The sequence below is a fragment of the Massilia sp. IC2-476 genome (assembly GCF_020707295.1).
Classification (GTDB): domain Bacteria; phylum Pseudomonadota; class Gammaproteobacteria; order Burkholderiales; family Burkholderiaceae_D; genus Telluria.
In genome coordinates, this window is record NZ_JAJFER010000002.1 from 163,417 (window position 1) to 188,441 (window position 25,025).

General features: G+C 62.6%; 18 protein-coding genes. 11 read left to right on the forward strand and 7 right to left on the reverse strand.

The window, feature by feature from the left end; all coding sequences use genetic code 11:
- Positions 1 to 118 precede the first annotated feature (118 nt).
- From LK539_RS05595 to LK539_RS05605, 3 genes are read right to left on the reverse strand one after another with little or no spacing between them, the layout of a single operon-like run.
- The gene (locus LK539_RS05595) at positions 119 to 901 is read right to left on the reverse strand and encodes a BPSS1780 family membrane protein (protein WP_227799927.1); all 783 of its coding nucleotides are present in this window, start codon (positions 899 to 901) and stop codon (positions 119 to 121) included.
- Positions 898 to 1,857, reverse strand: coding sequence for a homoserine kinase (locus tag LK539_RS05600; RefSeq protein WP_227799928.1), 960 nt, complete (start codon positions 1,855 to 1,857; stop codon positions 898 to 900). Before LK539_RS05600 ends, LK539_RS05595 begins: the two co-directional genes overlap by 4 nt.
- Positions 1,858 to 1,915: 58 nt before the next feature.
- Positions 1,916 to 2,422 carry a hypothetical protein gene (locus LK539_RS05605; RefSeq protein ID WP_227799929.1) on the reverse strand — a complete coding sequence of 169 codons (507 nt, stop codon included), beginning with the start codon at positions 2,420 to 2,422 and terminating at the stop codon, positions 1,916 to 1,918.
- 156 nt (positions 2,423 to 2,578) lie between these two features.
- On the opposite strand from LK539_RS05605, the gene polA reads away from it, so the two are divergent.
- The 4 genes from polA to LK539_RS05625 all read left to right on the forward strand — a co-directional run bounded on the left by polA (position 2,579) and on the right by LK539_RS05625 (position 11,037).
- The gene (gene polA, locus LK539_RS05610) at positions 2,579 to 5,353 is read left to right on the forward strand and encodes a DNA polymerase I (RefSeq protein ID WP_227799930.1); all 2,775 of its coding nucleotides are present in this window, start codon (positions 2,579 to 2,581) and stop codon (positions 5,351 to 5,353) included.
- Between the two features lie 187 nt (positions 5,354 to 5,540).
- Complete coding sequence (locus LK539_RS05615; protein WP_227799931.1) at positions 5,541 to 6,614, forward strand: S41 family peptidase; 1,074 nt, start codon at positions 5,541 to 5,543, stop codon at positions 6,612 to 6,614.
- Between the two features lie 238 nt (positions 6,615 to 6,852).
- On the forward strand, positions 6,853 to 7,443 hold the full coding sequence (locus LK539_RS05620; RefSeq protein ID WP_227799932.1) for a PEP-CTERM sorting domain-containing protein: 591 nt from the start codon (positions 6,853 to 6,855) through the stop codon (positions 7,441 to 7,443).
- A 30-nt stretch (positions 7,444 to 7,473) separates the two neighbouring features.
- Entirely contained in the window at positions 7,474 to 11,037 is a 3,564-nt protein-coding gene (locus LK539_RS05625) for a pectinesterase family protein (protein WP_227799933.1), read from the forward strand.
- 72 nt (positions 11,038 to 11,109) lie between these two features.
- Here LK539_RS05625 and LK539_RS05630 read toward each other — a convergent pair whose 3' ends face one another.
- Positions 11,110 to 12,720, reverse strand: coding sequence for a diguanylate cyclase domain-containing protein (locus LK539_RS05630; protein WP_227799934.1), 1,611 nt, complete (start codon positions 12,718 to 12,720; stop codon positions 11,110 to 11,112).
- A gap of 434 nt (positions 12,721 to 13,154) precedes the next feature.
- Here LK539_RS05630 and LK539_RS05635 point away from each other — a divergent pair, with 434 nt between their 5' ends.
- From LK539_RS05635 to LK539_RS05650, 4 genes are all read left to right on the forward strand, one after another.
- Positions 13,155 to 14,774 (forward strand): methyl-accepting chemotaxis protein, encoded by a 1,620-nt coding sequence (locus tag LK539_RS05635; RefSeq protein ID WP_227799935.1) that lies wholly within the window; start codon positions 13,155 to 13,157, stop codon positions 14,772 to 14,774.
- Positions 14,771 to 15,277 (forward strand): GNAT family N-acetyltransferase, encoded by a 507-nt coding sequence (locus LK539_RS05640; protein ID WP_227799936.1) that lies wholly within the window; start codon positions 14,771 to 14,773, stop codon positions 15,275 to 15,277. The genes LK539_RS05635 and LK539_RS05640 overlap by 4 nt, the downstream gene beginning before the upstream one ends.
- 82 nt (positions 15,278 to 15,359) lie before the next feature.
- Entirely contained in the window at positions 15,360 to 16,040 is a 681-nt protein-coding gene (locus tag LK539_RS05645) for an EAL domain-containing protein (protein ID WP_227799937.1), read from the forward strand.
- Between the two features lie 46 nt (positions 16,041 to 16,086).
- The gene (locus tag LK539_RS05650; protein WP_227799938.1) at positions 16,087 to 16,647 is read left to right on the forward strand and encodes a GNAT family N-acetyltransferase; all 561 of its coding nucleotides are present in this window, start codon (positions 16,087 to 16,089) and stop codon (positions 16,645 to 16,647) included.
- A gap of 179 nt (positions 16,648 to 16,826) precedes the next feature.
- On the opposite strand, the gene LK539_RS05655 is transcribed toward LK539_RS05650, so the two are convergent.
- A complete protein-coding gene (locus LK539_RS05655; protein WP_227799939.1) occupies positions 16,827 to 18,932 on the reverse strand; it encodes an ATP-binding protein in 2,106 nt (701 codons plus the stop codon).
- 17 nt (positions 18,933 to 18,949) lie between these two features.
- Positions 18,950 to 20,056, reverse strand: a complete 1,107-nt coding sequence (locus LK539_RS05660) for an ABC transporter substrate-binding protein (protein ID WP_227799940.1) — start codon at positions 20,054 to 20,056, stop codon at positions 18,950 to 18,952.
- Between the two features lie 340 nt (positions 20,057 to 20,396).
- Between LK539_RS05660 and LK539_RS05665 the strand changes: the two genes are divergently transcribed.
- Positions 20,397 to 21,611 (forward strand): DUF4382 domain-containing protein, encoded by a 1,215-nt coding sequence (locus LK539_RS05665; RefSeq protein WP_227799941.1) that lies wholly within the window; start codon positions 20,397 to 20,399, stop codon positions 21,609 to 21,611.
- Between the two features lie 132 nt (positions 21,612 to 21,743).
- Here LK539_RS05665 and LK539_RS05670 read toward each other — a convergent pair whose 3' ends face one another.
- Positions 21,744 to 22,865 (reverse strand): metallophosphoesterase, encoded by a 1,122-nt coding sequence (locus LK539_RS05670; RefSeq protein ID WP_227799942.1) that lies wholly within the window; start codon positions 22,863 to 22,865, stop codon positions 21,744 to 21,746.
- Between the two features lie 316 nt (positions 22,866 to 23,181).
- On the opposite strand from LK539_RS05670, the gene LK539_RS05675 reads away from it, so the two are divergent.
- Together LK539_RS05675 and LK539_RS05680 are read left to right on the forward strand one after the other, a co-directional pair.
- Positions 23,182 to 24,066, forward strand: coding sequence for a dienelactone hydrolase family protein (locus LK539_RS05675; RefSeq protein WP_227799943.1), 885 nt, complete (start codon positions 23,182 to 23,184; stop codon positions 24,064 to 24,066).
- Between the two features lie 111 nt (positions 24,067 to 24,177).
- The gene (locus LK539_RS05680) at positions 24,178 to 24,927 is read left to right on the forward strand and encodes a ZIP family metal transporter (RefSeq protein WP_229520623.1); all 750 of its coding nucleotides are present in this window, start codon (positions 24,178 to 24,180) and stop codon (positions 24,925 to 24,927) included.
- Positions 24,928 to 25,025 lie beyond the last annotated feature (98 nt).

Genomic DNA, 25,025 nt, shown 5'->3' on the forward strand with positions numbered 1-25,025 from the left:
GATCCAATTTTGCTCGCGTTACCGAAACGCCAGCAAACTTGGAGGGAATCATGCCAGTGGCATGATTCCCGCCTTCGCGGGAATGACGTTTTGAAGCCAACAAAATAACGGGCTCGTGCTACTTGCTGAGATTGACGGTCCCAGCCGGCGCACTATCCACCGGCTTGCCGAAAATCTGCCGGTACCCCGCATACATCGCGCACTGCAGCAGCAGCACGAACAGGAAGATCAGCCACATCAAGACCACGCGCGTCATGCTCGAAGGGCCCAGCAGCATGGTGATCACGCTGGTGATGCCGATGAAGATCGCGAACCAGGCCAGCAGCAGCACGATGAACACGCGCGCGCTGCGCACCACGGCGAAGAAGCTGTAGAAGGTCGCCTTCCCCGCGCTCATCTTCTGCCAGTAGGTCAGCGGCGCGGCGAAGCACAGCGACATCAGGATGATCACGTCCAGCCCGAACACCGCCATCACACCCAGCACGTCGCCTGGCGCCACCTGCGGCTGGCCGCCTTCGCGGCCTTGCCGCGCCATCTGTTCCCAGAATCCCGGATCGACCACGAAGCGCATCAGGAGCGCCATCAGCAGCGACACGCCCAGGTAGATCAGGCCGACCTTGCACAGGTCCGGCAGCACCGGCTTGCGAAAACCGGTCAGCAGGACCGGGGGCGTGACGCGCTCGCCGTTCTCGATCATCAGGCAGGCCTTCATGAAGGCCATCGAGAACGAAGGGATCAGGATCACGGCGATCATCGGCCCGAGCAGGGGCACGGCGCTGATGCCGATGCTGATCAGGATGTTCGCGAACAGCAGCGTGGTCAGCGCGGCCGGTTGTTTGCGGAACAGGCCGGCGCCTTGCTTGAGCCAGTGCCAGCCGGTGATTGCAGGGATAGAGTTCATGTGGGGAGGTCAGGGGCGCCGCGCTCGATGCGCGCGCGCAGGATGCGTTCGAAGTGGGTCGGGTCGTGGGGCGTGAGCAGTTCTGCCGCACGCGGGATATGCAGATCGTACAGGCGCGACAGCCAGAAGCGCAGGGCGCCGGCGCGCAGCATCGGCAGCCAGGCGCCCTGTTCTTCCGCCGTGAACGGGCGCACGGCGTGGTAGGCGGCGAGCAGGGCGCGCACGCGGGCTTCATCCAGTTCGCCGGTGGCCAGGTCCACGCACCAGTCGTTGACCGTGACGGCGACGTCGAACAGCCAGGTATCGACGCCGGCAAAGTAAAAGTCGAAGCAGCCGGTCAGGCGCTCGCCCTCGAACATCACGTTGTTGCGGAACAGGTCGGCGTGCACCGGGCCGCGCTGCAAGGCGGCATAGGTGACGCTGCCGGCGAACTCGCCCTGGTAGGCCACCTCGCTGCGCAGCAGCGCGGCTTCGGCTTCCGAGATGAGCGGCAGCACCGTGGGCGCGGTGGCGCGGATCCAGTCGAGGCCGCGCAGGTTGGGCTGCACCAGCGGAAAGGCCTGCCCGGCCAGGTGCATGCGCGCCAGCATGGTGCCGACTTCGGCGCAGTGGACAGGTTGCGGATCGAGCTGGGAAGCGCCGGAGAGGCGGCTGACGATGATGGCCGGCTTGCCGTGCAGTGCGACCACCAGTTCGCCTTCGATGGTCGGCACCGGCGCCGGCACGGGTATGCCGCGCCCGGCCAGGTGGCGCATCAGCTGCACGTAGAAGGGCAGCTGCTCGAAACCGAGGTTTTCGAAGATGGTGAGCACGAATTCCCCACGCTCTGTTGTGAGGAAGAAATTGCTGTTGTCGATACCGGAAGAAATGCCGTCAAGCGCGAGCGCGCGGCCGAGGGGGAACTGCTTGATCCACTGGGAAAGGTCGTCCAGCGAGACCGCGGTGAAAACTGCCATGTGCTAGCAACAAAGGTGAGGGTCGGCTGCCGTGGCCATCGCGACGGCAGCGCCAGGATTATTTTTTCTCGACAGGTTCCAGCCGTGGCGGAGGCGGCGCATCGGCGCGCGCGGGTACGCCCGCTTTGGCAGGGGCCGGCGACGGAGAGGTAGTGGCCGGATCGGCCGCCTGCTTTTTCGGGTTGCCGAAGTCGAATTCCATGACCTGCCATTGTGGGGCGCGGATCGAGTTGCTCTGGGCGTCGCCGGGTTGGGCGTTACCAGGTGCAACATTGGGTTTCATGATGTAGCGGCTCTTGCCGCTTTGCACTTCCACTTCGGTAACCGAGCCATCGTTGCCGCGCTTTTCGGTGATGCGGGTGCGCTCGCGTGGCGGGATGGTGGTGGTCGGCACGTCGCTGCCCGGCTCGATACGCTCGAGCTGCGGCGGCGCCTGGCTGGGGCGCGCCTGCTGTGCAGGCGCCTGCTGGGCCGGCGCCTGCTGTTGGGTCTGCGCCGCGGCCAGGCCGGCGTGCGCCAGCAGGCACAAGGTCAGAAGTTTCAGGCGGGAAGATGTGCGCAACATGATGGTCACCTTGTGTCGTTTAGTTCATTGTAACAAACAGACACGCTTCCCTGTGAAAAGTGTGCAGAGTTTGAACCGCCGCGCCTGCCGTCCCCTGGTACCGAATCTGCGATAATGCTGGACACTTTGTCTGCCTTGTTTGCTTCTGCGCCCCCTATGGAAAATACCCTGCTGCTCGTTGACGGTTCCAGCTATCTCTACCGCGCCTACCACGCGCTGCCCGACCTGCGCAGCGCGGACGGTTTCCCGACCGGCGCCATGCACGGCATGGTCAATATGCTGCGCCGCCTGCGCGCCGACTACCCGGCGGCCTACATCGCCTGCGTGTTCGACGCCAAGGGCAAGACCTTCCGCGACGACCTCTACCCGGAATACAAGGCCACCCGCGCCTCGATGCCGGAAGACCTGGGCAAGCAGATCGAACCGATCCACGAAGTAGTGCGCCACCTCGGCTGGCCGATCCTGATGGTCGACGGCGTCGAGGCCGACGACGTGATCGGCACCCTCGCGGTGCAGGCGGCCGCGCGCGGCATGAAAACCGTGATCTCGACCGGCGACAAGGACCTGGCCCAGCTGGTCAACGACAAGGTCATGCTCATCAATACCATGAGCAACGAGAAGCTCGATGAAGCCGGCGTGCTCGCCAAGTTCGGCGTGCCGCCGAACCGCATCATCGATTACCTGACCCTGATCGGCGACACCGTCGACAACGTCCCCGGCGTGAACAAGTGCGGCCCCAAGACCGCCGTCAAGTGGCTGACCCTGCACGGTTCGCTCGATGGCGTGGTCGAGAACGCCCATGCGATCACCGGCGCGGTCGGCGAGAACCTGCGCGCGGCGCTCGAATGGCTGCCCAAGGGCCGCGAACTGATCACCGTGAAAACCGACTGCGACCTGGTCAACCACGTGGTCTCGTTCGAGGAAACCCTGGTCGGCCGTCCGGAAGACGCCGAAGCCCTGCGCGAGTTCTTCCAGCGCTACGGCTTCAAGACCATGCTGCGCGACCTGGGCGGTGGCGGCCGTGCCGATGGCGCAGTGGCACCAGCGCGCGGCGCCGGCCCTGGCGGCGCGCCGCTCAACTCCCCCGAAGGCGCGTCCGGTACCCTGCCGGGCATGCCCATCATCAAAGGCGAGTACGAGACCGTGCTCACCGAGGAGCAGCTCGACAAGTGGCTGGCGCTGGTCGATGCGGCCGAGCTGACTTCGGTCGATACCGAAACCACCTCGCTCGACCCGATGACGGCGGAGATGGTCGGCATCTCGCTGTCCGTCGAAGCAGGCAAGGGCGCCTACATCCCGCTGGCGCACCGCTATGCGGGCGCACCCGACCAGCTCGGGCGCGAGCACGTGCTCGAGCGCATGCGTTCCTGGCTGGAGAATCCGGCCAAGCCCAAGCTGGGCCAGAACCTGAAGTACGACATGCACATCTTCGAGAACCACGGGGTGAAGCTGGCCGGGATCGTGCACGACACCCTGCTGCAGTCCTACGTGTTCGAGTCGCACAAGCCGCACGACATGGACACCATGGCGATGCGCCATCTCGGCTACACCACGATTCCCTTTGTCGACGTGTGCGGCAAGGGCGCCAGCATGATCTGCTTCGACCAGGTCGAATTGAACCGCGCCACCGAGTACGCGGCCGAGGATTCCGACATCACCCTGCGCCTGCACCAGACCATGCTGCCGCACGTCGAAACCGACAAGGGCCTGACCTACATCTACCGCAACATCGAGATGCCGACCATGGAAGTGCTGCAGAAGATCGAGCGCAACGGCGTCCTGATCGACGCGGCGCTGCTCGAGGTGCAGTCGTCCGAACTGGGTGCGCGCATGCTGGAGCTGGAGCAGCAGGCCTACGAATTGGCCGGCGGTCCCTTCAACCTGGGTTCGCCCAAGCAGATCGGCGAAATCTTCTTTGGCAAACTCGGTCTCCCGGTGATCAAAAAGACCGCCACCGGCGCGCCCTCGACCGACGAAGAGGTGCTGCAGAAGCTGGCCGAGGACTACCCGCTGCCAAAGATCCTGCTCGAGTACCGCGGCATGTCCAAGCTGAAGTCGACCTACACCGACAAGCTGCCGAAGATGGTCAACCCGAAGACCGGCCGCGTGCACACCAACTACGCGCAGGCGGTGGCGATCACCGGCCGCCTGTCCTCGAACGAGCCGAACCTGCAGAACATCCCGGTGCGCACCGCCGAGGGCCGCCGCATCCGCGAAGCCTTCATTGCGCCGCCGGGCAGCGTGATCGTCTCGGCCGACTATTCGCAGATCGAGCTGCGCATCATGGCGCACATCTCGGGCGACCCGGCGATGCTGAAGGCCTTTGCGGAAGGCGAGGACATCCACCGCGCTACCGCTGCCGAGATCTTCGGCATTGCGCCGGAAGAGGTGCAGAGCGAGCAGCGCCGCTATGCGAAGGTGATCAACTTCGGCCTGATCTACGGCATGAGCGCCTTCGGCCTGGCCCAGAACCTCGGCATCGAGCGTTCAGCGGCGTCGAGCTACATCGACCGTTATTTCGCGCGCTTCGCCGGCGTCAAGCAGTACATGGACGAGACCCGCCTGCAGGCCAAGGCGCGCGGCTACGTGGAGACCGTGTTCGGCCGCCGCCTGTGGCTCCCCGAGATCAACTCCCCGAACGGCCCGCGCCGCGCCGGCGCCGAACGCGCGGCGATCAATGCGCCGATGCAGGGCACGGCGGCGGACCTGATCAAGCTGGCCATGATCGCCGTGCAGGAGTGGCTGGAGACCGACAAGCTGGCGACCCGCATGATCATGCAGGTGCACGACGAACTGGTGCTGGAAGTGCCGGAAGCCGAGCTGGAACTGGTGCGCGTCAAGCTGCCCGAGCTGATGGCCGGCGTGGCCAAGCTGAACGTGCCGCTGGTGGCGGAGACCGGTGTTGGACCGAACTGGGAGCAAGCCCATTGAGTATGGGCTTGCGCCCATTGAGTATGGGCTTGCGCCCATTGAGTATGGGCTTGCGCCCATTGAGTATGGGCTTGCGCCCATTGAGTATGCGCAGCGAGTAAATCGCCGGGCGCGACTTGAAAATGTGCAATCTTTCCTTAGATTGAATCGGTGGCAGGACCGTCTGTCAGCCCTCACTAAGGAAAACATGAAAGCATTGCGCGTCCTGGCGGGTCTCCTTCTTGCCGCCAACCTGCTCAGCCTGCCGGCGTCGGCCGAAGTCCGCATGACCCCCGCCAGCCGCCAGCAGCTGGTGGACACCCTGGCAAAAGAGGTCGACCAGCGATACGTCTTCCCCGACGTGGCCGGCAAGGTCGCTGCGGCGCTGCGCGCGCAGCAGCAGCGGGGCGCCTACGACGGCGTCGCCGACGCGCGGCAGCTGTCGGAAGCCTTGAGCCGCGAGATGCAGGCTGCGTCCGGCGACCGGCACCTGCGTGTGAGCTACAGCGACGACCCGCTCCCCACACGCCAAAGCCATGTCGCGTCATCGGCTGAGGATACGGCACGCCGCTTGGCCTGGATGCGCTCGAATAACTTCGGTGTGCAGAAGATCGAGCGCCTGCCCCTGAATATCGGTGTGCTGGAGCTGGACGGCTTCATGTCCGCCGCTCACGCGGCCGACACCCTGGCCGCCGCCATGACGGCGCTTGCCCATACCGACGCCCTGATCATCGACCTGCGCAACAACGGCGGGGGCGACGCCGCCACCTCGGCCCTGCTGGCGAGCTACCTGCTGGACGGGCGCACCCATCTGAGCGACTTCTACCTCCGCGAAGGCAATCGCCTCGAGCAGCGCTGGAGCCTGGACGTGGTGCCCGGGCTGCGCTACGGCCAGAAGAAGGAGGTATTTATCCTCACCAGCAAGGACAGCTTCTCGGCGGCGGAAGATTTCGCCTACGCCCTCAAGAACCTGAAGCGCGCCACCATCGTGGGCGAGACCACGGGCGGCGGCGCCAATGCCGGCAAGGACATCCCCTTGATGCCGCACTTCGTCGCATTCATTCCGCTGAGCCGCCTGAGCAGCCCGATCACCAAGGCGAATTGGGAAGGCGTCGGCGTCACGCCCGACGTCAAGGTGTGCGCCGCGGACGCCTTGCGAACGGCGCAGCTGGCGATCCTGAGCAAATGGGCCGCATCCGAACAGGACAGCGAGAGGCTCGGCCAGCTGACGCAGCGCATTGCAGAGCTGGGCCATCTGAACGCGACCGCAGCATGCCGATGAGCTGATTTTCACAACGATGCTTGGCGAAAGCCCGGGAATTGCGATGGCAAGACCCGGGCTTTTTTCTGATCGGAAACTAATTGTCTCGTGCCATCCACGGTTTACCAATCCACATATTTCGGCCAGACCAAATATGCAAATGGACAGACCAAATGTGATGCATCCGTGCTAACCTTTCAGCACCACTGACGAGTTCGGCAGCTGGCACTTCCTTCTCAACACCGATCAGGACCAAGAAATGAAAACAAAAATCATATTGGAGACACTGGTATTGGCTGCGGCACTCACGGCAACCCAGGCGGGAGCGGGGCCGATTTCCCTGCAAGGCGGCACGGTTACCGCGACCTATAACGGCTCGGCCGACGGCGTGCTGGGGCTCGACCACCTGTTTCAGCCTGAGCCGGGCAGCAACACCTCCGCAATCGATCCCGCTGGCTATCCCGACCTCGAATTCCTGACGGCTGACGGGCTGTTCGGCTTCGACTTCACGCCCGCCGGACGGCTGGACGTCTACCTCAATCAGCCGAGCGTGGAGCCGGGCCAGTATCGCCTGGTCTTCGATTTCGGCGCCAGTCTGGCACAGGAAATCGGCAGCTTCACGCTGCTGGACGCCGGCGCCATCGGCGGCCTGCCGACGCTGTCGGTCCTGAGCGGGACCAGCATTGCGATCGATCTGTCTTCAGTCACCTGGAACGACACGTACGGCATGTTCTCGGCGCAGATCGGCACTGCCGCGGCGGTGCCGGAGCCGGGCAGCGCCGGCCTGGCCCTGGCCGGCCTCACCGGCCTGGCCCTGGCCCGGCGCCGCAAGAGCAGGGCACAACGCTAATCCCATTCCATCCTGTTCCAGGAGGTTCACATGAAACATCCAGGTTTCAAGGCATCGGTATGCGCCGCTGCCTTGCTGGCGGCCGTGTTCGGCCTGCCAGCCAGTGCCGCCACCACCACCACTGACCCAGCGCGCCAGGTCGCGCCACCAGATGGCTGGGCCAGCCAGGCCGGCGGCACCAATGGCGGTGCGGCCGCCACCACCGACAACATCTACACCGTCACCAAGCGCTCGGAGCTGCTGGCCGCACTCGCCAACGGCGCCGACAACCCGAAGATCATCAAGCTGGTCGGCACCATCGACATGACCGAGGGTAAGCCCTATACGAGCACCGCCGACCAGTCGGCGCGCGGGTCGATCCGATTGAGGAGCAACACCACCCTGATCGGCGCCGACGCCAATGCCGGCATCATCAACGGCACCGTGCTGGTGTCGAACGTCTCGCAAGTCATCATCCGCAACCTCAAGATCGTGGCGCCCTGCGACGTCGAACCGGTCTGGGACCCCACCGACGGCTCGACCGGCAACTGGAATTCGGCCTTCGATGCGATCGGCGTCTCCGGCTCGCACCACGTGTGGGTCGACCACGTCACCTTCACCGATGTGCCGCTAACCGACAACTTCCTGCCGATCGAGAACGGCAAGAAGAAGCAGTGCCACGACGGCGCGCTCGACATCACCAATGCGTCCGACTACGTGACCGTGTCGTACAACGTCTTCGGCCAGCACGACAAGAACACCCTGGTCGGCGGCAGCGATTCGGCCACCGCCGACGAAGGCAAGCTGCGGGTCACCTTCAGCAACAACGTGTACCGCGACATCGTCCAGCGCGCGCCGCGCGTGCGCTTCGGCCAGGTCCACGTCTTCAATAACTACTTCGTCGGCAGCAAGACCGCCTCGCCCTACGCGCACAGCGTCAGTGTCGCCGCGGGTAAGGCGGCCAAGATCCTGTCCGCCAATAACGTGTTCGAGATCGCCGGCGCGCAGCGATGCGACCAGGTGGTGACCAACATGAGCAGCACCAATCCCGGCTTCTTCAAGGACGCCGGTTCGCTGCTCAACGGCGCCCCACTTGGCGCCTGCTCGGTGTCGAACGATGTCACCTGGACCCCGCCGTATGCCTTCACCCCGCGTCCGGCGGCGCTGGTGAAATCCAATGCGCTGACCCAGGCCGGGGCCGGCAAGATCGGCACGGCGATCAGCGGCACCGGCAAGGTCACCATCGACCAGAGCCCGACCCTGGTGTGCCCGGCGACGGGCCTGTACTTCTGCGACGACTTCCAGGACGGCAGCAGCGCCAAGTGGGACCTGCTCCCGGTGACGGGCCCGAACGGCAGCTTCAGCGTGAAATCGGAAGTGGTCGGCGGCGACAACAAGGTGCTGCAGTACACGGCCGCCAGCACCGGCGGCGTGCTCGCCCTGGTCAAGCCAGGCGCCTTCGGTGGTGTGCCATCCGGCGACTACTACGTCGAAGCGCGCATCCGTCCAATGACCAACGGCACCACGGGCAACAAGCTGCTCTACCTCGTCACGCGCTACGTCAACGCATCCAACTGGTATGGCGCCGGCCTGAACGTGCAGAGCAGCACCGCCAGCACCCAGGTGGAAATCGCCAAGATGCTGAACAACTCGCTGAGCCGGCCGCGCCAGGTGCGCACCCCGATCGAGATGGATGCCGCCTTCTATACCGTGCGCTTCGAGATGATCGGCAGCACCCTCACGGTCTACCTCGACGGCCGCAACCTCGGCTCGGTCACGGACACGGCCTTTACACAGCGCGGCCTGATCGGCCTGTACACGGCCAACAAGACCTTCATGATCGACGACGTGCGGGTGGGTGACCCGCGCATGAAGCCGGTGCAGCTGAACATCGATCCTGCCGGCCAGGCTTATTCGGCGGAAGTCGGCGACGCACCCTACCAGGTCAAGGTGACGGCGATTACCAGCGATAACCAGCCGGACAGCTTCAGCGCGACATCGAGCAACCCGGCGGTGGTGGCAGTGACGACCGACGGCAATACCGTGAGCCTGAATGCGGTCGGCGCGGGCAGGGCCGACATCGTGTTCCGCAGCGCGTCCGAACCTGCGATCACGCGCACGATCACGGCGACCATCGCACCGCAGTTCGTGCAGCCGACGCAGACCTATGCGATGCAGGGCGCCAGCTTCCCGGCACCGCTGGAGGCATCCGCGCACGTCGACACCTCGCTCAAGCTGGTGTTCGACAAGCCGCCGACCCTGGGCACGAGCGGCAGCATCCGCATCTTCCGCAAGCTCGATGATGCGCTGGTCGACGTCATCCGCGTCCGCGACGAAACCGACGCCATCGGCTACGAAGGCCAGGCGCTGGTGCGCAAGGTGAACACGGCCCCGATCAAAATCGTCGGTAACACCGTGACCATCAAGCCGCACAGTAACAGGCTGGCCTACGGCACCGAGTACTACGTGGCGATCGCCGACGGCGTGTTCACCAACACGAGCCTGGGCGGCACGCCTTTCGTCGGCCTCGGCAAGGCGGCCGGCTGGACTTTCAGCACAAAAGCCGGTACACCGACGGGCAGTACCCTGACGGTGGACGACGATGGCGAAGCCGACTTCCGCACCGTGCAGGGCGCGCTCAACCACGCCATGCAGCGCTTCGCGAAAGCGGATCCGGTCACCATCAACATTCGCAATGGCCGCTACGAGGAGCTGCTCTACCTGAACGGCAAGGACAACCTCAGCATCAAGGGGGAAAGCCGCGATGGCGTGATGATCTCGTATACCAACAACGAGACCCTGAATCCGGGCACGGGCAGCAGCCAGTCCGGTAGCGCGGCCGGTTCGCCCTCGGGTGGACGCGCCGTGATGCTGGTGGAAGCCTCGGACATGCTCAGCCTCGACACCCTGAGCCTGAAGAACACGACCATCCGCTCGAGCAGCATCTCGGGCCAGGCCGAGACCATCTACTTCAACAGCGACGGCCGCCTGGTGGCGAAGAACGCCAGCTTCTACAGCGAGCAGGACACGCTCAACCTGAAGGGCTGGTCCTGGTTCTACCGCACCCTGGTGGAAGGCAACGTGGACTTCATCTGGGGCAGCAGCCGCGCCGCCCTGTTCGAGGAAAGCGAGATCCGCTCGGTGGGCGACAGCGCCAACGCCAGCAGCGGCGGCTACGTGCTGCAGGCGCGGGTGCCGGCCGCCGCCGACATCGGCTACGTGTTCCTCAACAGCGCACTGACCCACGGCCCCGGCCCGGGACCGCTGCGCGGCGACGTGCCGAACGGCGCCACCTACCTGGCGCGCAGCCCGGGCGGCACCGCCACCTGGGACAACATCGCCTTCATCAACACCAGGATGGATACCCATGTGGCGCCAAGCGGCTGGGCAGGGCAGGGCGTGAACGGCCAGCCGGCGCCGAACCCGACGGTCGCACGCGCCGATGCGGGCTGGCGCGAGTACGGCACCACCGACATGGCCGGCAATCCGCTCAACCTGGCGGCGCGGGTCGGCGGCTACATCCTGAGCGAGACCGATGTGGCGAACCGCTTCGCCACGCGCGCAAAGGTGTTTGCGGGGTATGGCAACGGGGCGGGGTGGAATCCGCAGCCGTGATGTAAGGATGCGATAGCATCGATGTGATCAAGCACCGGTGTCTCTTCTCAGGGACACCGGTGCGTTGATGTACTAATTCACAAGTTCAATCGTGCATGCATCTCGTCCGCTACGCTTTGTTTTGTAGAGAGCAGCATCTGCGCTTTGCATCATGAAATCGACGGGAGGGATGGGGAAACGGGCGACAGCAACACCAATACTTGTCGTGACATGCAATGTGCCTTGATTCGATTCGAAAGGTTCCCGTATCCGCTCAAGAATGCGCATAGCAAACTGCCTGGCCCTCTCGGTGGAGCTCATGCCCTCTGAAACGATAACGAACTCGTCCCCAGCGTAGCGATAAACCCGATCGGTAGGCCGAACTGCCGAGAGCAAACGGCGAGCAAATTCCGCAAGTACCATGTCACCCGTAGCGTGTCCGTACACGTCGTTAATTTCCTTGAATTTGTCCACATCTAGAAAGATAACGCTCAGCCCCTGACAGCACAGACCTGCGCGCTCGACAATTGCGTCAACCTGTTGAGTAAATTGACGGCGGTTCCCCAGTCCCGTCAAGACATCAGTTTGGCTGATTCTCTCCAGTTTCTTCTCCGCCTCGAGTCGTTTGACAGACAGCGAATGAAAAGCCCGTCCCAGCGCACCGATCTCGTCTTTCCGGCTAATGTCGAGGACTTCGATGTCAGCTCCATTACGTTCTACAGCGATCACATGCCTGCGCAGCGTTCTTAGGGGCTTGAGCAACACGATCATCATGGCCCATCCGATCAGGCCAGCGAGAAGGGCGACCGCCAGAGCGCACGCCCACGCATATCTGCGAGCCTTCTCAATCCCAGCAAACGCCTCTTCTCCAGGAAACGAGGAACCCAAGATCCATTGAGGCCCCCTGACCTGCTTAAATGTGAGTATTGTCGATTTCTCAGTGTCATCTTCTGCCAGGGTCCAGCCTTCCCATCCATAGAAGGGGTGCTTCTTTCTGTCAATGTCTAATGGATATTGATTACCAATATTACGGGCCAATAATTGGCGATTGGGGTGATTCAATATCATGCCTTTTCGAGTCAAGGCGAAAATATATCCCGTGGCGTTCGGGCGCAGGCGCGCAATATGTCCGAAAAAGTCCGGATCTTCCATGTCGATTCCTCCTGCTAATACGAGGACAATTTTTCCTTTTGAATCGCGGACTGGATGAGTAATCAACACGATCGCTCTACCAGTCGAGCTGCTAATAATCGGCTCGGATAATATGCCTCGCTGCTTCTGGAGAGTAGCCTCTAAATAATTCTTTTCTGTAAACTGGGACCGGACAACATCGCTTGTCTCCTTCAAATCGCCAGTGATTTGGCCAGATCCATTTAATGCGATGACATCGAGGAACGCTGTAGCAAGCCGTGGGTGCTGACTTAACAGCTTTTGCAGGCTCAAAGGGTCCTGGATCTGTTGTGCCGAAATCTCTTCTGCAATCGTTTCCAGTAAAGCACGTTTTGCGTCGAGTTCTGATTCAAGATGCAGCGCTGCACTCGTCAGGAGGGCGTATTGCTGGCGCCCGGTCGACTGCTGCATTTCCTGATACGCGATTTCGAGAGCAATAGCTGTCGTCACAAGGCAAGCCAGTGCCACCAAGGATATAACTGTGGCGATCAACCGCCCCTTCAAAGTCCGTGGCAATATTTTAATTAACTGCATTCACTTCCTATCAGTTGTACTTGCGCTTCTTATTGAGGACCTCCACGACATGTAGAGACTTAATATGCACCATTCCGCTAAAAGTATGGTCCAGGCTAACAGGCTATCAACACCAGCTATAAGTTTTTGGAATCGGTTCCAAAACTTTGGTTATTCGTTTGTTTTCGGAGCGTAATTCTACCGCTCAATTTGTACATATTTAATGCAAATTTGTATCTACCCCCATGCGTGGGGGGAGTACATATCATTACATCGACATACATAATCGCTACATCTTAGCTAGCGTTTTCAATCAGAATCTCGGCTGTAAATATTTATGGTTCAGGGCGCTGCGCACTCCTTTCGTCGCCGTCATTCTGTCTATAACTCCCCTATTGACTGCGCCAGTTCCGTTCATTGACGTGAGCCTTCGCATTTCCATTTAAAAAGAATTCATGGGTAACCTTAAAATCCGTTCGCGGCTGGCGCTGGTTTTTTCCATTTTGATCGCACTTATCCTGGTCATTGCAACCACAAGCATTTACGAATTGAAGGAACTTGAATCCAAGTTGCGTGAGGTTGTTGTTTCGAATAACCAGAAAACCAGGCTGGTAACGCAGATGTCTGAATCCATCCATATCCAGTCCCGAGTGATGCGAACCATTACCCTCCTGGATGATCCCGAGCTGATATCGGTGGAAAGCAGGAAGCTCGAGGAAGCGCGCGCTCGATACGATGAGGCGGCGGCAATGCTGTACTCGCTTCCAACAAGTAATTTGGGCCAGGAGATTCGCACCCGGATCAAGACAGCCCTCGCCCTGGCACGAGTGCAAAACGATCGGGTGCTCGCGATGGCGAGGTCGAATGAAGACGAAGCGGCGGTGGTCCATTTGCTGCGCGTGGCCGGGCCGGCTACCCAGGCTCTGCAAGACGTGCTGCACGAAAACTCGGCGCTGCAGGAGAAGCTCACGTCGGAATCCTTCAAGGCTGCCGAAGCTGCTTACGCTAACGATCTATGGATCCTCGGTACGCTGACGTCTGTAGCGGTGACGTTCGGCATTATTACGGCAGTAGTAATTTCACGATCGATCACGAAGCCAATCACCGCTGCGGTGGATGTGGCGCGGACTGTCGCGGCCAAGGATCTGACCAGCTGCATCACGTCCACAACACGTGATGAGACTGGCGAGTTGCTGGCCGCACTCGGACAAATGAACAATGGCCTTCGAGAGATTGTCAGCAAAGTCCGCGTTGGCGCCGAAAATGTGAGCGTAGCGGCCATTGAGATCTCGAATGGAAATACGGATCTGTCTAGCCGAACTGAACAGCAAGCATGTGCACTCGAACAGACAGCTGCCAGTACTGATCAGCTAGCTAGCACCATTAAAGACAATGCCAGGAGCGCCCAGCTCGCTGATGATCTGGCTTCGTCTGCGACCGATTCCGCAGCGCATGGCAGCACGATCGTGGATCAGGTTGTCACAACCATGGTCAAGATTTCAGGGGCGGCTCGAAAGATCGAGGAAATCATCGGTGTCATTGAGGGGATCGCGTTTCAAACAAATATCCTTGCTCTGAATGCTGCCGTCGAGGCAGCGCGGGCTGGCGAGCAAGGACGAGGCTTCGCTGTCGTTGCCGATGAGGTCAGGAACTTGGCGAAGGGAGCAGCGTCAGCTGCAAAAGAAATCAAGGTTCTGATCGATAGCTCTGTTCATACCATTAATGAAGGCACCGAATTGGCGCAGGATGCAGGTGAGGCAATACGCCAGGTAGTCGACAATATCCTGAGGGTCTCGTCAACCGTAAAAGCGATTGCAGTTGCCAGCGCCGAGCAGGCATCCGGTATTGAACAGGTAAATATTGCTGTCTCGAGCCTTGAACAGGTCACCCAACAGAACGCGGCCCAAGTCGAAGAGGCTGCCGCCGCGGCCGAGTCTCTGCGTAAAGAGGCGGCCACGTTGGCAGAGACGGTAAGCACGTTCAAGCTGCATCAGACGTCGGGGCTGCATGGCAAGCCGTCACACCTTGCCTTGGCGCTCGGCGACTCCACGCAGCCTGCATATCCGGCACGATGAAAAAACTGCCAAGCGACGGTTCCGCTTCGTTCCGGGTATATCAGCTTCAGCAAGTATCGACGAGCGTTCAAGCTCAAATGTGGCGACTGCGAAAGCGGGCAATTTGGGGCAGCTGGACTCCCCATTATCCTGTACACGCACTTGCAGCATGGGCGACGCCCTCATCCACACGCTTTGCAGGTCTGATGACCAAAGGAGGTGCTGTCATTGCGGAGCAGGATGGCGTTCTGTGGGGGTATGCAATGCTGGACATGAGCAACGGCGAAATCGAGTCACTTTTTGTCGAACCGCTATATCAAGGCAGAGGCGTCGGCCAGGCGTTGATGCGTTCCCTTGACGAGATGGCAGCCTCACACGGCGTTCAATATCTCTTCGCGTATGCCTCGCTTAACGCGCGCAGGTTTTTTCAAAGAGCAGGGTTCACGTTCGAGCGCGAACAAGACCATGAGCATCATAGCGGGGCCACCTTGCGAGTTGCGTTCATGGCCAAAGCCTTGCGCTAGATGGCTGTCATCCACACGCAAGTCCTACGAAAACCGCGTTAACGTAATCAGGCGATCAGAATTGTCACACCCTACAAACAAAATGCTGCTCATTGCTGGGCCTGTCGAGAGCGAGACCTTGCCGGAGCTCCCGTTCGAACTCCAGCCGGTCATGCGGTTTTCAACCATGGAAGTCGAGCGTTATGAAATGCTCTACCGCGGCAAAATGCCCACATCCTGGCAGGCGGTGGACGAGGCGGTGATCTTCTTCCTTAGTACTGAACGCCCGCATCTTCCTCCGCTCTTCGTCAATGTGTCCAACGAGGCGCTGTTGACAGTTGCGGATGACATTTTCACGAAAGCATCCTCAAGTAACGATGTGGTGTTCGAGCTGAGTGAAGCCTTTGCTGGATACGCGGACTGCCGCTCGATCAGCGTCAAGGCAAACCTGCTGATCACGAATGGTGCGCGACTTGCACTCGACGATTTCGGTGCGGGACGAGACGGGCTGGACAGGTTCTATTCGCTTGAAGGTATTTCGACCGTCAAGATTGACAGGAATTTCATAGCGACTTGTATGGCGCGTCCCGACGCCGCCGAGACCTTGAAGCATTTGATCACTCAGTGGAAAGCGCAAGCCGTCAGTTCCGTGGCAGAAGGACTGGAAACCGAATCCATGTTCGACTTCGCGCACGAGATCGGGATCGAAATGGCCCAGGGATGGTATGTGGATGCGCTCGCCCAGAATGCCCTCAAATCTCGGATGGAAGAAACGGAGTCATGACTCTTCATGCGCTTGGCGTGGCAATCATCGTGAAAGAATCGCACCGTTGAACAACATCTCTTCAACTCGATCGCTTAACAATCCCCCAGAGAGCACGCTGCAATTTGTCGAGGGGACTCTCGAGTGCATTCAGGCCGAGCTTGAGAGACCGGAAAAGCTGGCTAGCCTCCTTGGTGCCAGGGTGCCAGCAAGCTGGCCGCCAGGGCAGTTTGACCGCGACGCCTTGCTGTACTTCAGGGACCTTATTCAGGAAGACGCGCAGCTTTACTCTGGATGGCTGGTTTGGTATGGGATCATAGAAGAGGCGTCAGGAAGAAAATGGTTGGCTGGGGTTGGTGGATATTTCGGCCCTCCACTCCGTGGTGAAGTCGAGATCGGCTACTCGGTAGCCCCGGAGTTCGAAGGGCGCGGATTTGCGCAGCAAATGACGCAGTTTCTTGTGCGACGCGCGTTTGACAACCCTGCGGTTTCGGTTGTACGGGCTCGTGTCGACACTGGCAATACGCGATCCATCAACGTTTTAATGAGATCCGGTTTCGAGCTCGCGCCCTTCGACGAAGCTACTGAGCAGCTGGATTTCTCGATTCGACGAAGCCAGGTGCCGTGACCGTCGACACGTGGACGTGAAGGATTACCGGACAGGGGAAGAGTAAGGCGGATGTCATATCGTCGGCCTGCTTGAGGGCTGCTGGAGGTGGGCCGCAGCGGCTGATGTACGAGGGCGTATTCGGCGGCGCAGGGGGGGCGACATACGGCGACCGGCCGGATAAGTGACAGCCGAGGGCCTCAGTCCTGACCTGCGCTGCGCCCTTTCGATACGCGCAGGCGCCCGATGGTGTCGATCAGCTCATCCACCCGGACCGGCTTGACCAGGTGGGCCGCGAATCCGGCCTCGCGTGACATCCGGCGATCCTGTTCCTGGCCGTAGCCGCTGACGGCGACGAAGGTGGCGCCGTTGGAGCAGGGCAGCTGGCGGAGCGCCTTGGCCAGCGCGTGTCCGCTCATGTCCGGCAGGCCGATATCGAGCAGGATGAAGTCGAATGCTTCTTCCGTCGCCGTAGCCAGCGCGGCCTGGGCCGAATGTTCGGCCCTGACCCCGTGTCCGGCTGCCTCGAGCAGCATGGCCAGGGTGTTCGCGGCGTCGACGTTGTCGTCCACCACCAGGATACGGCTGGCGGCTGCGGCGGCCGTATTGGTTGCTCCGTCTTCCGCAGTGTCCGCGGCGGATGCGCTGCCTACGGCCGGCAGCAGCGGCAGGCGCACCGTGAAGCTGCTGCCCTGGCCCGGCCCCTTGCTGTCGGCGTCGACGGCGCCGTCGTGCAGCTCGACCAGCTTTTTCACGAGGGCCAGGCCGAGCCCGAGCCCGCCCTGGGCGCGGTCGGGCGTGCGTTCGCCCTGGGTGAACAGGTCGAACACCTCCGGCAGCAGGTCCGGATCGATGCCGATGCCGTTATCCTGCACCTGCAGCACGGCGCGATCACCCTGCTGCTGCAGGCTGACGCGCAGCTGGCCACCATCCGGCGTGTATTTCGCGGCGTTGCCCAGCAGGTTGGCCACTACCTGGATCAACCTGGTCCGGTCGCCGTTCACTGGCATCGGATGGCTCGCGATGTCCAGCGTGAGGCGGTGCCGGCGGGTTTCGATCAGGGGCACGATCTGCTCTACGGCTTCGCGCACCACGGCGCCGAGTTCCACTTGCGTCCTGTTGATGGTGGCCAGGCCGCGCGTGACGCGCGACACGTCCAGCAAGTCGTCGACCAGGTGCGTCATGTGCGCCACCTGGCGCGAAATGACCTCGCTGGTCTGCTTGATCCGCGGCTCGTTCGCAAACAGCATGCGCAGGAGCTGGGCGGCGCTGCTGATCGGCGCCAGCGGATTGCGCAGTTCGTGCGCCAGCATTGCCAGGAACTCGTCCTTGCGCTGGTGTTCCCGCTGCAGGTGCTCCTGCTGCCGGTGCAGGCGATCAAGCATCTGGTTGATCGAGCGGGCCAGGGTCACCGTTTCGCTGCTGCCCGCCAGTTCGGCGCGGTGCTCGCTGATGCCTTCTTCGCCAAGCCGGCTGGCGAACTGCTCGAGCTTGCGCAGGTCCTGGGTCAGGCCGAGCGACAGGCGCGACCCCAGCAGGAACACGATCACGGCCAGCAGGGCTGCGATGCCGCCGATCAGGCTGTACTGCGACCAGGGTGTCTCCAGAATGTGAGCGAGCCCGCTGGTGTCGACGCGCAGCACCAGGCCCAGGTGGGCGAAGCGGGCGGGCGCCGCGACCGGCATGTCCAGGTGGGTTCCCTCGGCCGCTGGGCGCGGCTGCGCCTTCCAGGCCAGCTGTGCGGAAGGGACGGGGGCGAGGTCGCGCATCCTGACTTTGTAGACCAGGGCGCCTTCCGGAGTATTGGTGCGCGAATAGCGCAACAGCGAAACGCCGACGAGTTCCGCGCCCTCGGGCCGGTCGAAGATGGCGGCGCTTTCCACGCCATCGTCGAGACGCGCGCGCAGCCAGGCCAGTTGCGTCTCGTCGAAGCGCTCGAGGCCATTGCCGGCGACCGGCTTGCCTTCGAAATCGGTGAACAGGACCTGGACCGGGATGCCGTTGATCTGCCGCAGGCCACCGAGGAAGGGAGCCAGGTAGGTTTCCCTGCCTGCGCTGTCGACCAGGCCGGTCGCCAGGATGGGGCTGGCCGCCACTTCGTCCATGCGCGTGGCGAGCGTCGCCAGCGTATTGCCCACGGTGCGCGCATTGAACGCGGCCTCGCGCTGCTGCAGCAGCTCCACGGCGGACGCATGCTGGCGGTTGACCAGCCAGAACGAGGCTGCCGCCGCCAGCAGCACGGCGCAGGCGGCCAGGATGGCCGACGCCAGCGCGAAGCGCTGCGTCAGGCTCGCAGACCTGAGCATCGACCACATCGCCATGCTCAGTCGTCCGTCGGCACGAGCACGCCGTCCGCGCGGTAGCGGGCGATCAGCAGTTCTTTGCTGCTGAGTGCTTCGTGACGCGTGGCCGTGAACGGCGGGGCATAGGTCTTGACCAGCCCACGATGCTGGCGCAGCTTCTCCAGCGCGTCGCGTACCGCCTTGCGGTCGGTGCTGCCGGCCAGGTCGATTGCCTTGGCCAGGATGTGCATCAGGTCATAGGCATGGGCCACCCCCACCGGACCCCGGATGTCTTCGATCCTGCGCACCGGCGAAATCGCGGCGGCGCTGGCCATGAAGCGCGCGACGGCCTTCTGGTCCGCCCTGAAGAAGGAAAAGGTCTGGATCACGGAAAAGTCGACCTGGTTGAGAGCCGGCCCTGCCTGCCTGACGAACTCGCCGCCGGTGACGCCCCAGTGGCTCAGGATCGGTATCCGTTCGTTCTTTGGCAGCGCAGCCACTTCGCGCACCAGCACCGCAGCTTCATCGTCGTTGGCCACCAGGATGACGGCCTGCGCGCCGGCCCTGCGCAGCGCCTGGTACCTGGCAACCAGAGTCTGGTCGCGCCAGTTGTACCAGGCGGTCTGCACGATGCTGAGCTCCTTGTGGGTAGCGGCGAACTTCTCCGCCGCGGCCAGGTTGCTGCGGCCCCAGGAGGTATTCGTCAGCAGCAGCCCGACCCGTCCCAGGCCCCGCTTGTGCGCCGTCTGCAGCAGCTTGGGCATGGCCAGGCTGTCGCGCAGCGACAGGCGGAAGACGTAATTCGGATGCATGTCGTTGTCGATGATGCCGTCGGCCGAGGACCATGGCGCCATGAACAGGGTCCGGGTTGCCTTGAGGGTTGGCAGCTCTTCGATGATCACGGGACTGAAGCGTCCCCCGAACACCGCAACGAGATCCGGCATGCGCGCGAATTCTTCGATGTTGCGGATGCCGCGCGCCGGGATCGAACGGTGGTCGCGGGTAATGAGTTCGACGGGCCGGCCGCCCAGTACACCACCGGCGCGGTTGATCTCGGCGATGGCCGTGCGCATGCCCAGTTCGACCGCCTGGGCAGAGGTGCTGTTGTCCAGTCCGAACTCGGCATCCAGGCCGACGCGTACCGGCATGGGCTGAGCCTTTGCCCCGGTACAAACGGCGCACAGGACAAGGAGCACGGCAAGGGAATTGCTCAAACGGGAGAGAATCGGATTCAGCATGGAGAGGTCAACAACATAGTTGGGCGTTCTGATTTTCTATAGAACGCTGCGCGCGCGAAACATGGGAGTATGACAGTATTCAAACCAGCTGGACCACCCTTGTGGCGGCGCAGGCGCGTTAACATTCAACACATCTGTAAAGACTGTAAGCAACTGTTTCAGAATGCCGAAGCGCGTTTAATAATTGCATTTTGGAATGCTAGGATACCTCATCTGTTTCTTTTAGCAGAACAAGAAAGGTATTCATAACATGTCCCAGGCCACATCCCGCTTCGCCCTGCTCGGCGCCACTGTCCTCAGTGCAGCCGTCCTGTCCTCCTGCGGCGGCGGCGGCGGTGGCGATACCGCCCCGGCCACTCCGCTCAGCACCCTCGGCACCCTGGCGGTCTCGATGACCGACGCCCCGGCCTGCGGCTTCGACGCTGTCAATGTGACCGTGTCCAAGGTGCGCGTGCACCGCAGCGAAGCTGCGGCGGAGACGGACAGCGGCTGGACGGACATCACCCTGAACCCGGCGAAGAAGATCAACCTCCTGAACCTGACTAACGGCGCGCTCGAAGCGCTGGGCCAGACCACGCTCGAAGCAGGGCGCTATTCCCAGCTGCGTCTCGTGCTGGACGCGAATGCCAACGGCAGCGCCAACACCGTGGTGCCGACCGCGGGCAAGGCCGAGCAGCCGCTCGACACCCCGAGCGGGGCCCAGAGCGGCATCAAGCTGGTGGGCAGCTTCGACGTGAGCGCCGGCCAGAAGACCGACGTGGTGCTCGACTTCGACGCCTGTAAATCGGTGGTCACCCGGGGCCGCGGCGGTTACGCGCTCAAACCGGTGGTGAAAGTGGTGCCGGCGGCCCTGAACGGCATCTCCGGTTTCGTCAGCACGGCGCTGCTGGGCCGCAGCGTGCAGGTAACGGCACAGCAGAACGGCCAGATCGTCAGCGCCACCGCGCCGAATCCGACCACGGGCGAATTCGTCCTCTCGCGCCTCGCGCCGGGCAACTACGACGTGGTTATCACGGCTGGCGACAGCGCCGCCAGCGTGGTCGCCGGCGTGCCGGTGGCCACGACCACCAGCACCACGGTACTGAGCACCTCGGCCGCCCCAATCCTGCTCGCGCCGGGCAACACCGGTTCGATCGGCGGCACCGTGACCATGAACCCGGCCAATACCGAGGCAGCCTACGTGTCGGCCAAGCAGAGCTTCGTGGCCGGACCGACCGTCACCATCAGGTACCAGGGCGCGGACCTGCTCTCGGGCGCCTACAGCATCGCCAGCCTGCCGGTGGGGGCGCCGCAGTTCGCTGCGTACAGCAGCACGCTGCCGCTGGTGTTCAATGCCAGCACCGCGGCCCCTGCCGGCAAATACCGCGTCGAGGCGGCGGCGGCCGGCTACGTGACGAAAGCGGTGGACGGCGTGGACATCAGCGTCGCCAACCGGTCGAACGTGAACTTCGCACTGACCCGCTGACGTCCTCGGTCCGGGGGCACGCTCCGGGGGCAGGTCTGACAATTGGACACGGGCTCGGCGCTAGTTGTTTGTCCAAGGCAGAGACCGTGTCCGAAAGTCAGACTGACCCTCGTTTTGTGGGAAAGCGCGCGATCACGGTGTCTGACGCCGCAGCGTGATGCGCGTCAACTCGGCTGGCACGCCAAGCCGAAGCGCGAAGCCCGGCCACAGAGCCGTGCCATTGTTCAGGTACAGCGTCATGCCGTCGACCTCGTAGCGGCCTGAAACGAAGCCATTGTTCGCCCGTGCCACCACGCGATCGAGCCCGATGATCATGCCGCCATGCGTGTGGCCGGACAATTGCAGCGCGACGCCGCGGCTGGCTGAGAAGCTGGCATTCCTGGGCTGGTGGTCGAGCAGCACGACCGGCACGCCGGCCGGCGCGCCGCGGAGTGCCGCATCGAGGTCGGGCGCGGGGGCGCCGGTGCGCGGGGCGGTCACGTCGTTGACGCCGGCGAGCACCAGTTGCCCGGTACCTCGACTGATGATGGTGTGACGATTGTCCAGAGGCCTCATGTTGAGCCCCGCAAAGTACGCCATCCATGCGCGGTGGCCAAAAAAGTACTCGTGATTACCGGGAATGACCCAGACCCCATCCGGAGCGCGCAGGTCGCGCAGCGCGGCCACGTCGGCTTCGCGCTGCGCGACATTGCCATCGATGAGGTCACCGGTGATGACGATCAGGTCCGCCCCGAGCGCATTGGCATCATCGACGACCTTGCGTGTCCATGCTGCGTCGAACAGGCGACTGATGTGCAGGTCGGTCAGGTGCAGCACCCGGTAGCCGTCGAACGCACGCGGCAAGTCCTTTACTGAAATCTGTATGTCCTTCAGCGGAGGCGGCTTGATCGCCTGCATGACGCCGAACGCGGCCAGCAGCATGGCAGCGACGCCGATCGCACCGCGCAGGCGCGCGGCGATTGGCACGCGGCGACGCTGAACCAGTGCGACGAGCAGGGCGCCAACATCGAGCAATAGCTGGAACACAGCCAGCAGCAGCATGGCGCCAAACGCCCAGTTGAACAGGATGATGAGGGATTTCGGAAACTCCGGCGAAAACACGCTGCCGGAAGAAAAGCGCGACCAGAGGTGATATTGCGAGGCCAGCGCCAACAGGACGGCGCCAGCCAGCTTTGTGCGCCCGGTCAAGGGTAGCGGCAATAGCCAACGTACCAGCACAACGAGGCAGGGCAAACTGAACATCAGATGGAACATCAGTTGCGCTCCATTTGCTTCCAGTCGCGGCCGGAATCGGCAGGATTGCAGTGTGGGGGTGTGGTGGCGCCGGAAGAAAATAAGAGGAAAATACGCATCATGTCCTGAGTTCGAACTGTCGACCGGTAAGCATAGCGTAGATTGTGTGAAGGCACGGGCGGCGATGCGATCCGGCGCTGCACATGCAGGGCGTATCTGCGCTGAGGGCTTCCGAAACACGATCGCTTGCTGTCCCGCTGATCGCTCGACAGCAAGCGTGCGCCCCTCCGGACTTTGCTAATATAGCAAGCCTGTCCAACACAACCGGAGGGGTGCAATGAAAGATCACATCAGCGACGCCGAAAACCTGCTGTCCGCCAGTGCGTTCAAGGACGGCGTCGACCGTCGCGTCTTCCTGAAAGCTGCCATGGGCAGCGGATTTGCCGTCGCGGCCCTGCCGGTGGTGGCCCAGAACATGATCCAGACCTCGGCCGAAGGCCTGGACGCCGCCGACCACATCGTCGTGATCAACGGCCAGGACGTGCCGGTCTACCGCGCCCAGCCCAAGGACCGCACCAACCTGCCGGTCATCCTCGTCATCTCCGAGATCTTCGGCGTCCATGAACACATCAAGGATGTGGTGCGCCGCTTTGCCAAGGCCGGCTACCTGGCCGTGGCGCCCGACCTGTTCGTGCGCCAGGGCGATGCAACCAAGGCGCCGGATACCGCCACGCTGATCAAGACCATCGTCTCCAAGGTGCCGGACGCCCAGGTGATGTCCGATCTCGATACCATCGTCAAGTGGACCAAGCAGCGCGGCGGGAATACCGACAAGCTGGGCATCACCGGCTTCTGCTGGGGCGGGCGCATCACCTGGCTGTACGCGGCCCACAACCCGGACGTGAAGGCCGGCGTGGCCTGGTACGGCCGCCTGGTGGGCGAATCGACCCCGCTGCAGCCGAAGCACCCGATCGACGTGGCCCAGAGCCTGAAGGTGCCGGTGCTCGGCCTGTACGGCGCCAAGGACCAGGGCATCCCGCTCGACACCGTGGAGCGCATGCGCACCGCGCTCAATGCCGGCAACAGCAAGTCGCAGATCCACGTTTACCCGAATTCGGGCCACGCCTTCCATGCCGACTACCGCAAGGACTTCAATGCCGCGGACGCGAAAGACGGCTGGAGCAAGGCGCTGAACTGGTTCGGCACGCACGGCGTCGCCTGATCTTGCACGGCTATAAACCGGGCAGGTTACAATGCCCGGTTTGCAGCCCGCACTGGGGCTGTAGGCTCCAGAACAAGAGGCTTTCAAATCGACCCCGTCCTTTCTTCCATCCTGCTGGCGACCGTGATCGCCGGCGTCGTCAGCATTACCGGCGCTGCCGTATTCTCGTTCGCGCTGCTGTCGAAAGTGGTGGAGCGGATGGTCAGCCTGTCGGTCGGCATCATGCTGGCCACCTCGCTGCTGCACGCGCTGCCGGAAGCCTTCGAGTCGAACGCCGATCCGCGCAACCTGTTCGCCACGCTGCTGGGCGGCCTGCTGGCCTTCTTCGTGCTGGAAAAACTGGCGATCCTGCGCCATTCGCACCACCACGAAGGCGACGGCCACCATCATGCGCATGGCCATGACGCCCACCAGGCCGGCAAGTCGGGCTGGATGATCCTGCTCGGCGACGCGATGCACAACTTCACCGACGGCATCCTGATCGCCGCGGCCTTCCTCGCCAACCCGGAACTGGGCATCGTCACCGCGCTGGCCATCGTCGCGCACGAGATCCCGCAGGAGATCGGCGACTTCATCGTGCTGCTCAACGCCGGCTTCTCGCGCCTGCGCGCCTACGTCTTCAACCTGCTGTGCAGCCTGATGGCGGTGGTGGGCGGCCTGCTCGGCTACTTCACCCTGGACCAGGCCAGCGGCCTGATCCCCTACGTGCTGGTGTTCGCGTCCTCCGGCTTCATCTACATCGCCGTCAGCGACCTGATGCCGCAGATGCAGCGCCGCGCCACCGTGCGCGAATCGGTGCCCCAGGTGGCGCTGATCGCACTCGGCGTGGCCATCGTGGTGGCGCTCAACCACGCGTACTGACGCGGTTCTCCGTTTTTACTTTTCCGATGTCCGGCAGGGCAGGGCTGCGCACGCTTCTTGTCTTGTTATTGATAATGACTTATCATTACCGTCAGAAC

What these genes read in the sequence shown, in the direction of transcription:
- LK539_RS05595 (WP_227799927.1), bottom strand. Translation starts at nt 901, where the DNA reads ATGAACTCTATCCCTGCAATCACCGGCTGGCACTGGCTCAAGCAAGGC.
- LK539_RS05600 (WP_227799928.1), bottom strand. Translation starts at nt 1,857, where the DNA reads ATGGCAGTTTTCACCGCGGTCTCGCTGGACGACCTTTCCCAGTGGATC.
- LK539_RS05605 (WP_227799929.1), bottom strand. Translation starts at nt 2,422, where the DNA reads ATGTTGCGCACATCTTCCCGCCTGAAACTTCTGACCTTGTGCCTGCTG.
- polA (WP_227799930.1), top strand. Translation starts at nt 2,579, where the DNA reads ATGGAAAATACCCTGCTGCTCGTTGACGGTTCCAGCTATCTCTACCGC.
- LK539_RS05615 (WP_227799931.1), top strand. Translation starts at nt 5,541, where the DNA reads ATGAAAGCATTGCGCGTCCTGGCGGGTCTCCTTCTTGCCGCCAACCTG.
- LK539_RS05620 (WP_227799932.1), top strand. Translation starts at nt 6,853, where the DNA reads ATGAAAACAAAAATCATATTGGAGACACTGGTATTGGCTGCGGCACTC.
- LK539_RS05625 (WP_227799933.1), top strand. Translation starts at nt 7,474, where the DNA reads ATGAAACATCCAGGTTTCAAGGCATCGGTATGCGCCGCTGCCTTGCTG.
- LK539_RS05630 (WP_227799934.1), bottom strand. Translation starts at nt 12,720, where the DNA reads ATGCAGTTAATTAAAATATTGCCACGGACTTTGAAGGGGCGGTTGATC.
- LK539_RS05635 (WP_227799935.1), top strand. Translation starts at nt 13,155, where the DNA reads ATGGGTAACCTTAAAATCCGTTCGCGGCTGGCGCTGGTTTTTTCCATT.
- LK539_RS05640 (WP_227799936.1), top strand. Translation starts at nt 14,771, where the DNA reads ATGAAAAAACTGCCAAGCGACGGTTCCGCTTCGTTCCGGGTATATCAG.
- LK539_RS05645 (WP_227799937.1), top strand. Translation starts at nt 15,360, where the DNA reads ATGCTGCTCATTGCTGGGCCTGTCGAGAGCGAGACCTTGCCGGAGCTC.
- LK539_RS05655 (WP_227799939.1), bottom strand. Translation starts at nt 18,932, where the DNA reads ATGCTCAGGTCTGCGAGCCTGACGCAGCGCTTCGCGCTGGCGTCGGCC.
- LK539_RS05660 (WP_227799940.1), bottom strand. Translation starts at nt 20,056, where the DNA reads ATGCCGGTACGCGTCGGCCTGGATGCCGAGTTCGGACTGGACAACAGC.
- LK539_RS05665 (WP_227799941.1), top strand. Translation starts at nt 20,397, where the DNA reads ATGTCCCAGGCCACATCCCGCTTCGCCCTGCTCGGCGCCACTGTCCTC.
- LK539_RS05670 (WP_227799942.1), bottom strand. Translation starts at nt 22,865, where the DNA reads ATGTTCCATCTGATGTTCAGTTTGCCCTGCCTCGTTGTGCTGGTACGT.
- LK539_RS05675 (WP_227799943.1), top strand. Translation starts at nt 23,182, where the DNA reads ATGAAAGATCACATCAGCGACGCCGAAAACCTGCTGTCCGCCAGTGCG.